The organism is Janthinobacterium sp. 35 (assembly GCF_002754575.1).
In the GTDB taxonomy this organism is placed as follows: Bacteria; Pseudomonadota; Gammaproteobacteria; order Burkholderiales; family Burkholderiaceae_D; genus Janthinobacterium; species Janthinobacterium tructae.
Genome location: NZ_PEFN01000001.1, coordinates 4,010,791 through 4,023,817 on the forward strand (window position 1 = coordinate 4,010,791; position 13,027 = coordinate 4,023,817).

16 protein-coding genes are annotated in these 13,027 nt (G+C 63.4%); 1 reads left to right on the forward strand and 15 read right to left on the reverse strand.

Translation table 11 applies throughout. From position 1 onward, the window contains the following. Positions 1 to 41: 41 nt before the first annotated feature. The 15 genes from CLU93_RS17885 to CLU93_RS17950 all read right to left on the reverse strand — a co-directional run bounded on the left by CLU93_RS17885 (position 42) and on the right by CLU93_RS17950 (position 12,117). Positions 42 to 338 (reverse strand): hypothetical protein, encoded by a 297-nt coding sequence (locus tag CLU93_RS17885; protein WP_099762670.1) that lies wholly within the window; start codon positions 336 to 338, stop codon positions 42 to 44. A gap of 9 nt (positions 339 to 347) precedes the next feature. Further along, on the reverse strand, positions 348 to 2,177 hold the full coding sequence (locus CLU93_RS17890) for a type II and III secretion system protein family protein (RefSeq protein ID WP_257225000.1): 1,830 nt from the start codon (positions 2,175 to 2,177) through the stop codon (positions 348 to 350). A gap of 43 nt (positions 2,178 to 2,220) precedes the next feature. After that, positions 2,221 to 3,054 (reverse strand): Flp pilus assembly protein CpaB, encoded by an 834-nt coding sequence (gene cpaB, locus CLU93_RS17895; protein ID WP_099762672.1) that lies wholly within the window; start codon positions 3,052 to 3,054, stop codon positions 2,221 to 2,223. Next, positions 3,051 to 4,397 carry an ATP-binding protein gene (locus tag CLU93_RS17900; RefSeq protein ID WP_099762674.1) on the reverse strand — a complete coding sequence of 449 codons (1,347 nt, stop codon included), beginning with the start codon at positions 4,395 to 4,397 and terminating at the stop codon, positions 3,051 to 3,053. The genes cpaB and CLU93_RS17900 overlap by 4 nt, the downstream gene beginning before the upstream one ends. Positions 4,398 to 4,433: 36 nt before the next feature. Next, the gene (locus CLU93_RS17905) at positions 4,434 to 5,054 is read right to left on the reverse strand and encodes a methyltransferase (RefSeq protein ID WP_099762676.1); all 621 of its coding nucleotides are present in this window, start codon (positions 5,052 to 5,054) and stop codon (positions 4,434 to 4,436) included. Between the two features lie 41 nt (positions 5,055 to 5,095). Beyond that, the gene (locus CLU93_RS17910; protein ID WP_099762679.1) at positions 5,096 to 5,683 is read right to left on the reverse strand and encodes an A24 family peptidase; all 588 of its coding nucleotides are present in this window, start codon (positions 5,681 to 5,683) and stop codon (positions 5,096 to 5,098) included. Next, positions 5,680 to 6,738, reverse strand: a complete 1,059-nt coding sequence (locus CLU93_RS17915; protein WP_099762682.1) for a phosphatase PAP2 family protein — start codon at positions 6,736 to 6,738, stop codon at positions 5,680 to 5,682. Before CLU93_RS17915 ends, CLU93_RS17910 begins: the two co-directional genes overlap by 4 nt. After that, positions 6,735 to 6,908: a Flp family type IVb pilin gene (locus CLU93_RS17920; RefSeq protein ID WP_099762685.1), complete on the reverse strand. Its 174-nt coding sequence runs from the start codon at positions 6,906 to 6,908 to the stop codon at positions 6,735 to 6,737. Before CLU93_RS17920 ends, CLU93_RS17915 begins: the two co-directional genes overlap by 4 nt. A 68-nt stretch (positions 6,909 to 6,976) precedes the next feature. Next, positions 6,977 to 7,147: a Flp family type IVb pilin gene (locus CLU93_RS17925; RefSeq protein WP_096237373.1), complete on the reverse strand. Its 171-nt coding sequence runs from the start codon at positions 7,145 to 7,147 to the stop codon at positions 6,977 to 6,979. A gap of 80 nt (positions 7,148 to 7,227) precedes the next feature. After that, positions 7,228 to 7,374 (reverse strand): hypothetical protein, encoded by a 147-nt coding sequence (locus tag CLU93_RS28240; protein ID WP_157751248.1) that lies wholly within the window; start codon positions 7,372 to 7,374, stop codon positions 7,228 to 7,230. Positions 7,375 to 7,611: 237 nt separating this feature from the next. Continuing rightward, the gene (locus CLU93_RS17930; RefSeq protein WP_306594830.1) at positions 7,612 to 8,328 is read right to left on the reverse strand and encodes a response regulator; all 717 of its coding nucleotides are present in this window, start codon (positions 8,326 to 8,328) and stop codon (positions 7,612 to 7,614) included. Next, on the reverse strand, positions 8,325 to 9,992 hold the full coding sequence (locus CLU93_RS17935) for a sensor histidine kinase (RefSeq protein WP_180287875.1): 1,668 nt from the start codon (positions 9,990 to 9,992) through the stop codon (positions 8,325 to 8,327). Before CLU93_RS17935 ends, CLU93_RS17930 begins: the two co-directional genes overlap by 4 nt. 150 nt (positions 9,993 to 10,142) lie before the next feature. Beyond that, entirely contained in the window at positions 10,143 to 11,114 is a 972-nt protein-coding gene (locus CLU93_RS17940) for a sensor domain-containing diguanylate cyclase (protein ID WP_099764450.1), read from the reverse strand. A 5-nt stretch (positions 11,115 to 11,119) separates the two neighbouring features. Beyond that, entirely contained in the window at positions 11,120 to 11,746 is a 627-nt protein-coding gene (locus tag CLU93_RS17945; RefSeq protein WP_099762691.1) for a chemotaxis protein CheC, read from the reverse strand. A 2-nt stretch (positions 11,747 to 11,748) separates the two neighbouring features. Next, positions 11,749 to 12,117 (reverse strand): response regulator, encoded by a 369-nt coding sequence (locus CLU93_RS17950; protein WP_099762694.1) that lies wholly within the window; start codon positions 12,115 to 12,117, stop codon positions 11,749 to 11,751. 206 nt (positions 12,118 to 12,323) lie between these two features. On the opposite strand from CLU93_RS17950, the gene rpiA reads away from it, so the two are divergent. Next, positions 12,324 to 13,001 carry a ribose-5-phosphate isomerase RpiA gene (rpiA, locus tag CLU93_RS17955; RefSeq protein ID WP_099762697.1) on the forward strand — a complete coding sequence of 226 codons (678 nt, stop codon included), beginning with the start codon at positions 12,324 to 12,326 and terminating at the stop codon, positions 12,999 to 13,001. Positions 13,002 to 13,027: the final 26 nt, after the last annotated feature.

The window sequence follows — 13,027 nt, forward strand, 5'->3', positions numbered from 1 at the left end:
GGCTCCGGCTGTGGATGGGATCAAAGGGCGGGGCGGCAGTGTCAGCGTTTGCTGACGCCGATCGTCAGTACGTCGGGCAGCGGTTCGGGCGCGCTGAACGACTTCTGATACAGCTTGTAGCCGCTGATGGCGCTCCTGCCATCGAGACCGAGCACGGGATTGGTATTGCTGGCCGCATCGGGATACAGGATCTGCTGTTGCTTGAGCAGGGTCACCGCCTCGCCGAAATGGCTGTCGAGTACGGGAGTGGTCGTGGCGGCACAGCCAGCCAGCGAGCCTATTGCGGCTGCGCACAACAGGCAGCGGGGCAGGGTGCGTGTGAAGGGAAAGGTTTTCATGGGGCGCTCCTATTTGAGATCATCGATGATGTTTGCCGATGGCGTGGCCGCATCGGCCTTGGGCACGGCGCGGTATTGCGGCAGGTCGTCGTTGCTCAGCGCCGGCGTGGCAACCGGCATGGCCACGGGCATGTCGGGCGGCACGGGGGCCGGCATGGCTGCCTGCGGTGGCATGGAAGCAGGCGCTGGCAGCGGCGCTGGCACGGGCATCGGCTGCGGCTGCGGTGCTGGCGCCCGGCCTTCCATTTTTCCCTGCAGGAAGACGTCGCCGCGCGTCGGCTGTATGTACTCGTCGGTGGGCAGTTTGTAGTCGGCCGGCAATGGCTTGACCAGATGCGGCGTGATGATGAAGACCAGTTCCGAGCGGTCGGTCTGGAAATCCGTGCTGCGGAACAGTGCGCCCAGTACGGGCACTTCACCCAGGCCTGGCAAGGCCTTGATATTGCTGGTGACATTGTTCTTGATCAAGCCGCCGATGGCGAAGCTCTGGCCGTCGAACAGTTGTACCGTGGTGGTGGCGCGCCGCGTGGTAAACGAGGGCAGAATGGCTGTCGTCGAGATGCCCGTAGCGGTGATGCCGATGCCTTCCTTGTTCAGGTCGGACACTTCCGGCGACACTTTCAGGTTGATGCGCCCCCCTTCGAGCACGGTGGGGGTAAATTTGACGGCCACGCCAAACTCTTTTTCTTCCAGCGTGATCGTGGGCGTGCCGCCGTTATTGGTCTGGCTGACGGGAATGAAAATCTTGCCGCCAGCCAGGAAACTGGCTTCCTGGCCGCTGATGGCCATGATGTTCGGCTCGGCCAGCACCTTGATCAGGCCATCGCGTTTTTGCGCGTCAAGATTGAAAAAGTTGTTCTTGCTGGCGCCGCTCAAGCCGCTGGGATTATTGCTCAACAGGCTGGACAGCAGCGAATACGACCAGCTGCCGATGGTCTTGTTGATGCCCAGGCTGGCGCCCAGCTGGTCGACCAGGGTTTTCGATACCTCCGCCACTTTGACTTCCAGCATCACTTGCTGCGGCGCGGCGATGGACATCAGGTTGATCACGCGCGGCGAGGGAGCTGGTCCGCCCGAGGGGTCGGCGGCGCCTCCAGCGGCGGGCGCTGGCGCTGCGCCGGCGCCCGCCGCTGCGGCCGTGCCGGTGGCAGGACGCGAACCGCGCTGGGCATAGGCGTTCGCCAGCGACATCGCCTGGTCAGCCTTGACGGTATCGCTGACCATGCCCGACAGGATCAGCGTGTCGCCAGCGACCGTCACATGCAAGTCTTTCTCGTTCGGCAGCAATGCGCTCAGGCGCGCCTGCAGCAGGCTGCTGTCGATGCTGACGGACAGGTCGATGATGCTGGCCTCGTTGCTGCGGTTCCAGATGATCAGGTTGGTGGTGCCGACGGATTTGCCCAGCAGATAGACATCGGTGGTATTGAGCAGGATCACATCGGCGATGCGCGGATCTCCCACCGAGACGCGGGCGACGGGAAACGGCAGGTGCATCAGGGTCGATTTGCCTTCGGCCAGGGCCATGTTCCGGCTGACGTCGCTGTGGCTGCCGGCCGAGTCCGGCTTGGCTTGCGGCGCGATGGCCCTGGCGCGTGGTGCGCGGTGCAGCACTTTTGGCGGCGGCGAGATGGCCGCCGCAGTGGCTGTGGCAGAGGGGCCAGCCATCTGCGGCTTGGCGCCCGGCGGCGTCGGCGACAGGCCGGGCGAAGCCGCTGGTGGCGCCGGGGCGGCCACTTCGCCATAGGCGGCCGGAATCAGGGCGCCGATGGCGGCGATGGCGAGGGCCATGCGCAGGATGCGGCTCCCGTTTGCTGTGCTCAGTTTGCTCATGGTGCTCATGGCATGCTCCTCGTGGTGCGGATCGGGCAGGAATCCGCGTTGTTCAGAATTGTTGGGAACTGCGTTCCAGCCCCTTGATGACATCGACTTGTGGCCCGACCGGTCCTTGCACCACGCGGTGGCGTACGACAGGGCGTGGTGCTGGCGCCGGTACCTGGGCGGCGACCTTGGTGTCGAGCAGGCTGGTCTTGGTGGCGCCTTCAGTGTTGACGGGCTTGTCTTCGATCTGGTTGCGCAGCACCAGCGAGAGCGTGCCTACGCTGCGTGCCAGGTCGAGCTTTTCTGCCTGGTCCGGCGTCAATTCCAGGGTCACGGCATTGACCACCTTGGGCTTGGTGTCGTCGCGGCTCGATTCCTGTGCGATCGCCAGCACGAGGATGCGCTCGAGGACGATCTTCGAAATGCTGGGATCGCGTCCGCTGGCATTCTTGGCCAGCTCGTCCTGGGTGTTGACGAGAATGTCGACATAGTTGCCGGGCAGGGCAAAGCCGGCCACGCCTACCACGTCATTGACGCGCACGGTCATGGCGCGCTTGCCTTCGCCGACCACGGCCGACAGGCCGCCCTGGGTGCCGGGGGGCGCCAGCTTGCTCTCCATGATCGGTTCGCCGTGCTGGATGCTGGTGCGCGTGACGCGCGCGTCGAGCAGTTTCGGATCGTTGAAGGCGCCCGGCGGCAGCGCGTTGGCGGGCCAGTCGACCATGCGCACCATTTCAGGCGCGATGCGCGCGCCCAGGCTGATGTCGAGTAGCGCAACGGCTACCTTGTTGGTATTGCCCGAAGCCTGGGCATTGATCCAGCGCGCGGCCACGATGACCGCCACGAACGCCAGGATGACCGCAAAGGCCATCATCGTCAGAGCGCGTGCGTTTCTCATTTTGATACTCCTTTATGCAGGACCGAAGCCGATCCGTTCTGTATGCCGGCGGAGCCGTCGGCGGCGCCGAAATAGTTGTTCCAGGCCCAGTGCAGCGCATCGGCTTCCAGGCGTGCCGGACGGCCCTCGTAGCACGCCACGTCGCACAGCTGGGACAGGATGTCGCGTGGATAGCAGGCCAGCAGCGGCCGCGCATGCTGGCCATGCAGTTGCAGCAGGTAGTGGTAGCTGGCGTGGTTGAAGAGCATGCCGAATTGTTCGCAGGTGTGGCGGAATACGGTTTCGTAGTGGTAGCCGCTCAGTTCGCCGATATGGATCTTGTAGCCGATGCGGCGCAGGAAGGAGTCGTCGGCCAGCTGCTGCGGCGCCAGGTTCGAGGAAAACACCACGATGACGTCGAAGGGCACGGGAAACTTGTAGCCCGTGTGCAGCGACAGGTAATCGACGCGGCGCGACATCGGCACGATCCAGCGGTTCATCAGTTCCACGGGCGAGCAGCGCTGGCGGCCCAGGTCGTCGATGATGAAGATGCCGTTGTTGGCTTTCAGGTGCAGCGGCGCCTGGTACAGGCGGGCGCCCTGGTCGAATTGCAGGTCCAGCATGTCGAGCGTCAGTTCGCCGCCGGTCAGCACGGTGGGGCGCAGGGCACGCACCCAGCGCGGGTCGGCTGGCGGCGCGGCGTCGCTGGCCAGCGTGTGCAGCATGGGGTCAAGGAAGGGCAGCACTTCGCCATCGACCATGACCGCATGCGGCAGGGCGATGGTGCCGCTGAGCAAGCCATGCAGGCGCTCGGCCAGGTAGGTCTTGCCGCTGCCGGCGGGACCGTGCAGCAGCAGCGCCCGGCCCGAGTTCATGGCCGCGCCCAGCTGGTCGAGTACGGCAGCGCTGGCCACCACGGTGTGAAACTGCTGCAGCACGGTTTCGCGCGTGACTTGCATGCGGGCCACGCTTTGCGCCAGCACCTGCGCGCTGTAGTCGGCCAGCGTGACCGGTGCGGGGCCGCTGTAGGCATTGCGCCGCAAATAGTCGGCGGCGCGCTGGCGTCCCTGGTCGCCCAGGTGATACTGCTGGTCGGCGTCGGTGCCGCTGTAGCCGGTGCGCTGTACCTCGCACAGTTTTTCGGCGCGCATGAAAGTCAGCAGCGGTTCGAGCACGCCGGCGCCCAGCTTCACGTGCGCCGACAGGGCCGGCAAGCTGATCTGGCCGCGCAGGAACATGACTTTCACCAGCAGTTCCACCAGGAATAAAAAGGGCAGGCCGGTCTCGGCCACATTGCGCGGCGCGCGCATCGCTGCCGGCGTGATGCTGCCGTTGGCGGGTTCTTCTGGATAGGTATCGGGCATGACGGCTCCTTGTTGCGGGTCGATCTGGGCTGGCGATCAGAAAATGAAAGGCAGCAAGCGGTATTTCACCTGGCGCATGTAGGCGCGGTAGCGCACGTCGGCAGCCAGGAAGCGCTCTTCGCGCAGCAGGCGCGCCAGCAGCAGCGACAGCGTCGCGACGTAGACGAGAAGATTCGCTGTCGAGGTATTGGCCAGCACGTAGCCGCTCATGGAAATCAGGTAGCTGGCGTACAGCGGGTGGCGTATCACGCGGTAGACGCCGCGGGTCTTGATGGTGCGCTGGGCAGCCACCAGGCCGAAGCTGCGGTTCAGTGACAGCAGGCCCGTGAGCAGCAAGGCGCTGCCCGGCAGCAGCAGGTAGCGTGCGTCGGCCCAGAGCGCCATGTCGGAAGGACTGAAGAAGAAAGGCGCAAAGGTGGCGCTGATGGCCAGCAGCCAGTCGCGCATGTCGGTCGAGACGCTGTCCGGTGCCGTGCGGATCAGGAAAAACAGGGCCGAGACGGTTTCCGTCATGCAGAACAGCAAATAGCTCCAGTCACGGGTGTGAAGGTAAGCGAGCACGTGGGCATAGGCAAATACGGCCCAGATGCCCGCCATGAAGGCGTTGCCGAGCAGGCTGGCGTGCCGCGAGTGGCGCAGGGTGCTGATGGCGTTCATGATGGCGTCCCGTTCTGGTTGCGGTCATGGATATGCGCTGTTCAGCGCAAGTTCCACAGGTGGTTGTACGTCAGGAAAATTTGCAGGCCCGTGCCGCTGGCGATGGCAAAGGCGTAGGCCAGCTTGCCGGTGGCGGCGGGCGGCTCGGCCACGGTAGCTGGACCGCCTGCGAGGCTTTGCAGCAGCGTGCCGAGCAGCATGTAGTAGGCGTTTTTCAGCACCTGGCGCAAACGGCGTCCCAGCAGGGCGGCAGTGATGGCCAGCACGCCGCCAGCGAGCAAGGTCAGCAGCACCGCTTCGAGCACGGCAAGCGGCCCCAGGAAGGCGCCGCACATGGCCATCAGCTTGACGTCGCCGGCACCCAGGGCGCGCAGCAGATACATGGGCAGCAGCAGGGCCAGCCCGGCAGCGGCGCCGGCCAGCGACTGCAGCAGGCCCAGGCCGCCAAACGGTGGCTGGAACAGGCCGGCGCCGGCCGGCAGCATGCTGTTCAGGAGCACGCCGCCCACCGTGCCCCACAGCACCAGGCGATTCGGGATGCGCCGCGTGCGCAGGTCATGCCACAGGGCAGCACCCAACAGGCCGGCCAGCAAGGCCAGGCTCAGCAGCGAGGTCAGGGCGGAACTCATGACAGCAGCCCTCCCTTGCTCATGCATGGCGCCGCAGCGCCCGCTGTGCTGAGGGAGACGCTGCCGGTGCGCAGCATGCGGCCCACCGCATGCCAGACCAGTCCCGCGCCGGCCGCGCCGGCATAGCCGTCGAGCGCGTAGTGCCAGCCCAGGTGCACGGAACCGAGCATGATCAGCATGGCGAAAACGCTGAAGGCGAGGCCGGCGGTGCGGCTGACGCGCCAGCCCAGCAGGGCCATCAGCACGGCGGTGGCGACATGCATGCTGGGCATGGCCGAGATGCCCAGTTCGCTCGAAGCACCCCTGCTCTGGTAGTCTTGCCACAGCATGTCTTGCACCGACAAGGCCCAGATGGGGAAGTGATGGTTGGCTTCGTGCAGATAGGCCATCAGTGGGGCGTACGGGTCGCTGTCGTGCAAGTGGCCGTAGTAGCAGGGGCCGACGGAGGAAAACAGCATGGCCGCGATGCTGCCCAGGATGATCCAGGAGAGGACAAAACTGAGCAGGAACTGCATGCGCAGCAGCGGGTGGCGCGTGTCTTGCGCCAGCCAGTAGAGCGTGGCATAGAACAGGAAGAACCACAGGTGGTAGCTGACGTTCAGCAGGCCCGTCATCCATGGATTGCCCAGCAGCGGTTGCAGCCATGCCCATGGCGCGGTGCCGCCATGCAGGGCGATATCCCAGGCGGACAGGCGGCTGTCCCAGGTGTAGGGATGCAAGCGGGGAATGGCCGCCTTGAAGGCGGTGAAGCTGGCGGCAAAGATGGGAATGAGCAGCAACACGGGCAGCGCCTGCAGCAGGCGTTCCCTGCTCAGGTAGCGGCGCAGCACGTGATACAGGTAATGGCACAGGCGATCTGGGCGCAGCGCGAGCATCACATACAGGCTGTAGCCACATAGCGCAAACACGGCGCACAGCAGCGAAATGAGGAGAAAGCCCGAAAGTATCGGCACGCTGTCGCGCAGCATGGAGAGGCTGCCAAGGAGCAATGTGACCGCGGCGGCATAGCCAAGCACGATCAGGCATAGGAGGCGATGGCTGTGCAGGGCGTTCATGATAGCGCCAGGATGATCTGGTCCCTGATATGGCCGTACATGAGCAGCACCTGGTCGCCGACCAGGCTGATGCTGGCCACCACGGCCACTGCCAGCAGGCTGGCCAGCAGCGCGTATTCGATCGCGGTGACGGCTGAATCTTCATGCAGGCAGGAGAACAGGCGGTTCATGGCATACCTCGGAAACGGGACAATGACCAATCGCCGGGCCGCACAGGGCCAGCCCGGCTTGTGGTCTGTTACGCGGCGGGAACCAGGGCAGTAGCGACCTTGTTGAAGATGATGTTCAGGTTCGTGCCGATGAGCTTGACGGCAACAATGATCACGACAGCGATCAAGGCGGCGATCAGGCCATATTCAATGGCGGTCACGCCATCTTCTTCGCGGATAAAGTTTTTGATGAGGTTCATGACAACTCCTGGTGGTTGAGGAACTACGGTGAGTGAAACGGCATTGCTGTCTTGCAGGGGTATTTCCGCGAAACGCTGCCTTACGGGCTTACTCCCAGTGCCAGCAGCCCGATGATGCAGATCACGGCCAGCAGTGCGGCGACCAGGGCATAGCGGTAGAAGGCGGCCTTTTCCTTGCCCTGCAAATAGGCGGATAGTGATGCAGGAAGAAACTTGGCTAGGCGCATGCCGTGCTCCGTATCGTGGTGGACCGTGGCGTGTGATATGCACTCCGGTAACACCAATATAGAAGTGGGCAGCTTGATCTACATCAGAAGAACCTCCCTTTCCGGCAGGGAGGATATGCTCGATTTTTTCGGGACAATTGTCATGGCTGGGCTTGGCACGCGCAGGCCGAACGCATGCCTGGCGCTACGCTGGCAAAGCGGGCGCCCTGTGAGGGGATGCGGCTGCGGGAACGGGAATCAGCTGGCGGGCGGCAATTCGCCCAGTTGATGCTTGGTGGCGTAGGCGTACAGTTCCAGGCGGTTGTACACGCCCAGCTTGCGGTAGATCGACGTCAGGTGGTTGCGCAAGGTGTGTTCCGAGATGAACAGCTGGTCCGCCAGCAGCTTGGCTGGCGTGCCGCTGCCGTGCACCAGCGCGGCGATGATCTTTCTTTCCTTCAATGTCAGGCTGGCCACGGCGATGGCGTGCGCCGATGCGCCGCCCGGCTGCGTCAGCTGGGTCATCATGCGCCCCAGCATGGCTTGCTCCAGCCACAGTTCGCCGTGGTAGACCTTTTCGATGGCCTTGAGCACCATCTCGGCCGGCGCATCCTTGCTGATGATCCCGCGCGCGCCTTTGAGGATGGCCTGGTCCAGCGTGGCCTGGTCGTGGCTGGCCGTCAGCACCAGCACGCGCGTGCTGCCGCACTGCGCCAGCGCGGGCAGGATGGCCAGCGAACTGACGCCGCCCAGGTCCAGGTCCAGCACGATGACATCGGGTTCCAGCGCCAGCGCCTGTGCCAGCGCTGCTGCGCTGTCGGACGCCGTGGCGACCACGCGCATGCCCGAGTGTTCGCCGCCGATAAGCCGTTCCAGGCCCCACAGCATGGTCTTGTGGTCGTCGACCAGCATGACGCGGATGCTGCTGTGGGGGTGGACGTCGGGCAGGTGCAGGCGTTCATTCATGTCGGTCATATCGGGATCTCGATCTGCACGGAAGTGTGGCCCAGGCGGCTGTGGGTGACGCGGGCGCTGCCACCGAGGGCAGCGGCGCGCTCGGCCAGCGAGTCGGGCAGGAAATCGGGCACGTGCGCGGCCGCGCATTCATTGTCGATGCTGATGTGCAGCGCGCCCTGTACACAGGTCAGCTTGACGGCGCCGTGGCGTGCCGAGGTATGCTTGCGGATATTGCTCATGCCCTCGTTGACGATCTGGAACACCTCGGCCGCCAGGCGGTCGTTGATATGCAGGTCGCCCTCGATATGCAGGGTGATGTCGATGCCATAGAATTCGTGAATCTGTGCCGCCTGACGCCGTAGCGCGACCAGCAGTTCCGGCTCGCTTTGCACCTGGCCGTTCTTGAAGGTGCGCGCATAGCTGCGCAGGTCGGCGATCACCTGGCCCGACATGAGGATCAGTTTTTCCAGTTCGGGCAGCAGCGGATTGCCCGGCATGGCTTCATTGCGCAGGGCGGCCAGGCCGTGGCGCAAGCCGATATACGGCTGCACGGCCGTGTCATGCAGGTCGCGCGCGATCTTTTCGCGCTCGCGCGAGGCTGCCTGCGATGCCAGGCGGTCGAGCAGATCGATGTTTTCAATGACGGGAAACGCCTGCGCGCCGATATGGCTGAGGAAAAGGGCGTCGGTCTTGCTCATGCTGGTGGCGCAGACGATAAAGATGCGCCCCTTGCCATTGCGCAAGGGCAGCGGCGCGCTGATGAAGGCGTGCGCTTCGAGCAGTTCGGCCAGGCGGGCGGCTGCCGCGTCGTCATGCCGCAGCCAGCGCCCGCTGTGGGGATCGAGCATGCGCGCGCCGCCTGTCCACGGCAGCCAGGCGCTGACGGGCTGGTTGTACAGCGCGATCTTATCGTGCGCGAAAGCGAGCAGGGGACTGGCCGCATCGTCGCTGAGGAGCGAGCTGGTGTGCACGATGCCCGTTGCCGTATGCAGTACGCTGCGCAGCGACCAGACGCGTGTGCCCTTGTCCTGCATGACCAGCAGGCAACTGCGGCCGTTGAAATAACTGCGGGTTTTTTCCAGCACCGAGCCAATGGTCTGGTCGACGCCGAAGCGCGGATTGGACAGCTGGCTGACATCGCGCAGCAGCGCCAGGTGGCTGCGCTGCGTGATGGCCGAGCCGCCCCAGTAGGCGATCATGTAGCCGAGCGCCAGCAGGAAAGTGGCGCGCAGCAGCAGGCGCGACAGTTCCGCATCCGTTTCGCCAAACAGGGCGGTGGCGGCGAACAGGCCGGCCGAAGCGAGGGTGATGCGCGCGCCTTCTTCGAAGCCGCGCTGGAATGACGAGGTCAGGATGGCAAAGAAGAAAAACAGGAAAAACAGGTTGTTGTGGTTGCTGCTGGAGAATACGATCAGTGCATACCAGGCCACGTCCAGCCAGTAGAGCAGAATATCTTCCGGCAAACTCAGGCCCAGGACGGCCAGCACATATAGCAGCAGGCTGTGCAGGGTATACGCGGAAAAGATCAGCCAGGTGATCTTGCTCAGCCTGCCGGCGCTTTCGGGGTCGATGAACAGGGTCAGCAAGGTAGCGCTCGACAGCAGCAGGCGCATGCCATTCACCATGGTCGTATCCATGCCAGCACCCGGCAAGCCGGATTTGAAGGGAGGATCGAGATTCACAAGCGCTCCTGGCCGTGTCCCGCATGGGCTGGCCATGCGCATGGATAGATACCAAAGATAAATTTTTGTTGTTGTTGCTGCAATCAATTACGAGTCTACGCACACGCCGTAAAGATGTCTACTGGAATCCTTTGCCGGGTGTTGTATTTCCTACAATGGCTGTACCATCACACGGTTGCGCCCGGCGCCCTTGGCCAGGTACAGGGCCCGGTCGGCGGCGCCGATCAGAGCGGAGATGGCCACTTGCTGCTGCGGGTGCTGCGTGGCGATGCCGATGCTGACCGTGATGTGCTTGACCGCATTGTCCGTCTTGGCATGCGCAATGCGCAGTTCGGCCACCCGTTCGCGGATCGCCTCGGCCATGCGCAGCGCCTGCGCGGCGTCCGTGTCGGGCAAGATGGCGGCAAATTCCTCGCCGCCATAGCGTGCCAGCAGGTCGGTAGGGCGCTGCAGCATGGCGGCCAGTTCGGCTGCCACGCGGATCAGGCAATCGTCGCCCTGCTGGTGCCCGTAATGGTCGTTGTAATCCTTGAAATGGTCAATATCGATCATCAGCAGCGACAGGGGGCTGCCCGTGCGCATGGCGCGCCGCATTTCCTTCTCGATCGCCACGTCAAAGTGGCGGCGGTTGGCAATGCCCGTCAAGCCGTCGGAAAACGTTTGCGAGCGCAAGACCATGGTCTGTTCGCGCAGCAGCTTTTCGCGGCCCACGGCGATGCTGACATCATTGATCTGGATCAGGCAGTGGCGCGGCGAAGCGGGTAAATTGATCGGCGTGACGGCGATCGCTTGCTGCATGCGTTCCTGGCCTTCCGTCGTGCCAGCGGCCACGCCATGCGTGTACAGGGCAAATGGCGCCTTGTGCAGCGTTTGCGACAATAGCGACTGGAAATTGTCGCGCAGGGCCTGGGTGATGGCTGAATCGATGCGCTTGTGCCGCAGTTCCGGATAGACGGCGAAGAAGTCCTGCCCCAGCACGGCGTCGGCCCGGCACGCCGAGTGGCGCGCCATCCAGTGGTTCCACAGCACGATGCGGTGCTGCTCGTCGAGCACGATGGCGCCCAGGTTGACGGCGCCGAGTATGCTTTCGAGCAGGGCGAGTCGGTGTAAGGCATCCGGCATGATCGTCACGCCTGTCCCAGAACCTTGGCCAGATAGTGGCTGACCTGCTGTTTCAGGTCGTGCAAGGCGGACAGGTCGAGCACGAAGGCGACATAGCCGTGGATCTGGTGCTTGGACAGCACGAAGTCGATATGCAGCATCAGCACGACGGCTTCGTCATCGCGGCCGCCGAACGAGGACAGGATTTCCGCGCTGGTGCCCACGTGGTACAGGGGCAGCGAGCCATGCAGTTCGCTGTCGAACAGGTTGGCCAGCGTGCCCACGCAGGAGTTCAGGATGATGTTGCCGATTTCGCTCATCGCCTCCTGTTCCATCTCCGTCAGTTCCTGCAGCGGCATGGCATCGCCCACCATCAGGCGCACGATTTCCAGGCTCTTGTCTTCCGGGAACATCAGGATGGCTTCGGTGGCGAAGGCGCCATCGTAATGCTGGCTGACGCCGCAGATGCGTTCGCCATCCTTCTTGCTGCCCAGCAGGGCGGCCGCGTCGGCACGGTTCAGGAACGTGATCGACGGCACCGACATGGTCACTTCTTCATTGACGATCTCGCTCATCGAGGCGGCCGCATGGCCCACCCCGATGTTGAATATCTCTACCAGGGCGTCGTTTTCGAGTTCGGAGAGATTGATCATGCTCACAGTCCCAGTGATTCGATCAGCTGATGGATGCGCGTTTCCGTGATCGGTTTTTCCATGAAGCCGACGCCGAGCTCGCTGGCGCGGTTGCGGATGGCGTTTTGCACATTCGCCGTGACGAGAATGATGTGTGTTTGCGGACACAGTGTGCGCAATTGTTCCGCCGCCGCCACGCCGCCCATGCCGGGCATGTTGACATCCAGTAATATCAGCACAGGGCTGATTGTCTTGACTTTTTCCAGGGCTTCTTCACCCGTCGCCGCCTCAATCACTTGCCAGTCGGCATGTTTGCTGAGGATGAACTGATGTGACATCAAACGTGAAACCCGGCTGTCATCGACAACAAGTACCTGTTTACTGTGATTCATGTGCTATTCCTGAAACGTCATATCGGTCGATCATTCCATTTTCGCATATTTTAAAGGCCATAGAGAGTAATTGAGTGGGGAATTGCTCTATGGCAAGGTTTTCCCGTTTAGCTGTTGTATCGCGTCGCAGCGTCAGTCATCACGGCCGGCAAGCCGGGCTGGCAATCCGTTAAAATAGCGCTATTCCCCACTTTAGCCTGAATGTCATGACCCAAGACGAATTGAAGCAAGCCGTAGCCCGCGCCGCCATTGATTATGTGGTTGACGGTGAAATTATCGGTGTCGGCACCGGTTCTACCGCCAATTTTTTCATCGATGAACTGGCCAAGATCAAGCACCGCATCAAAGGCACGGTCGCGTCGTCCGAAGCGACGGCCGCGCGCCTGGCAGGCCATGGCATTGCCGTCTTCGACCTCAACGACGTCGAGTCGATCGCCGTCTACATCGACGGCGCCGATGAAATCACGGCCAGCGGCGCCATGATCAAGGGCGGCGGCGCGGCATTGACGCGTGAAAAGATCGTCGCCTCGGTCTCGAAGCAGTTTGTCTGTATCGCCGATGGCTCCAAGCTGGTCGATACCCTGGGCGCCTTCCCGCTGCCGGTGGAAGTGGTGCCGATGGCGCGCGCCGCCGTTTCGCGCCAACTGGCCGCGCTGGGCGGCACGCCCCGCTTGCGCCTGAAAGCGGGCAGCACGGAAGCCTTCATTACCGACAACGGTGGCGAAATCATCGACGTGCTGGGCTTGCAGATCGCCGATCCGGTGGCGCTGGAACAGCAGATTAACCAGATCGTCGGCGTCATCGCCGTCGGCCTGTTCGCCGTGCGCGGCGCGAATGTTTGCCTGCTGGGCATGCCGGAAGGCGTGCGGACGCTGGCCTACTAAGGTGATAGCCGGCGTTGCCGGCGTTG

Excerpts from the sequence above, each read along its gene's own strand:
- CLU93_RS17945 (WP_099762691.1), bottom strand. The coding sequence starts at position 11,746 with ATGATCAATCTCTCCGAACTCGAAAACGACGCCCTGGTAGAGATATTC.
- CLU93_RS28240 (WP_157751248.1), bottom strand. The coding sequence starts at position 7,374 with ATGCGCCTAGCCAAGTTTCTTCCTGCATCACTATCCGCCTATTTGCAG.
- CLU93_RS17885 (WP_099762670.1), bottom strand. The coding sequence starts at position 338 with ATGAAAACCTTTCCCTTCACACGCACCCTGCCCCGCTGCCTGTTGTGC.
- CLU93_RS17920 (WP_099762685.1), bottom strand. The coding sequence starts at position 6,908 with ATGAACCGCCTGTTCTCCTGCCTGCATGAAGATTCAGCCGTCACCGCG.
- CLU93_RS17900 (WP_099762674.1), bottom strand. The coding sequence starts at position 4,397 with ATGCCCGATACCTATCCAGAAGAACCCGCCAACGGCAGCATCACGCCG.
- CLU93_RS17915 (WP_099762682.1), bottom strand. The coding sequence starts at position 6,738 with ATGAACGCCCTGCACAGCCATCGCCTCCTATGCCTGATCGTGCTTGGC.
- CLU93_RS17950 (WP_099762694.1), bottom strand. The coding sequence starts at position 12,117 with ATGAATCACAGTAAACAGGTACTTGTTGTCGATGACAGCCGGGTTTCA.
- CLU93_RS17905 (WP_099762676.1), bottom strand. The coding sequence starts at position 5,054 with ATGAACGCCATCAGCACCCTGCGCCACTCGCGGCACGCCAGCCTGCTC.
- cpaB (WP_099762672.1), bottom strand. The coding sequence starts at position 3,054 with ATGAGAAACGCACGCGCTCTGACGATGATGGCCTTTGCGGTCATCCTG.
- CLU93_RS17940 (WP_099764450.1), bottom strand. The coding sequence starts at position 11,114 with ATGCCGGATGCCTTACACCGACTCGCCCTGCTCGAAAGCATACTCGGC.
- CLU93_RS17890 (WP_257225000.1), bottom strand. The coding sequence starts at position 2,177 with ATGAGCACCATGAGCAAACTGAGCACAGCAAACGGGAGCCGCATCCTG.
- CLU93_RS17925 (WP_096237373.1), bottom strand. The coding sequence starts at position 7,147 with ATGAACCTCATCAAAAACTTTATCCGCGAAGAAGATGGCGTGACCGCC.
- CLU93_RS17910 (WP_099762679.1), bottom strand. The coding sequence starts at position 5,683 with ATGAGTTCCGCCCTGACCTCGCTGCTGAGCCTGGCCTTGCTGGCCGGC.
- CLU93_RS17930 (WP_306594830.1), bottom strand. The coding sequence starts at position 8,328 with ATGACCGACATGAATGAACGCCTGCACCTGCCCGACGTCCACCCCCAC.
- rpiA (WP_099762697.1), top strand. The coding sequence starts at position 12,324 with ATGACCCAAGACGAATTGAAGCAAGCCGTAGCCCGCGCCGCCATTGAT.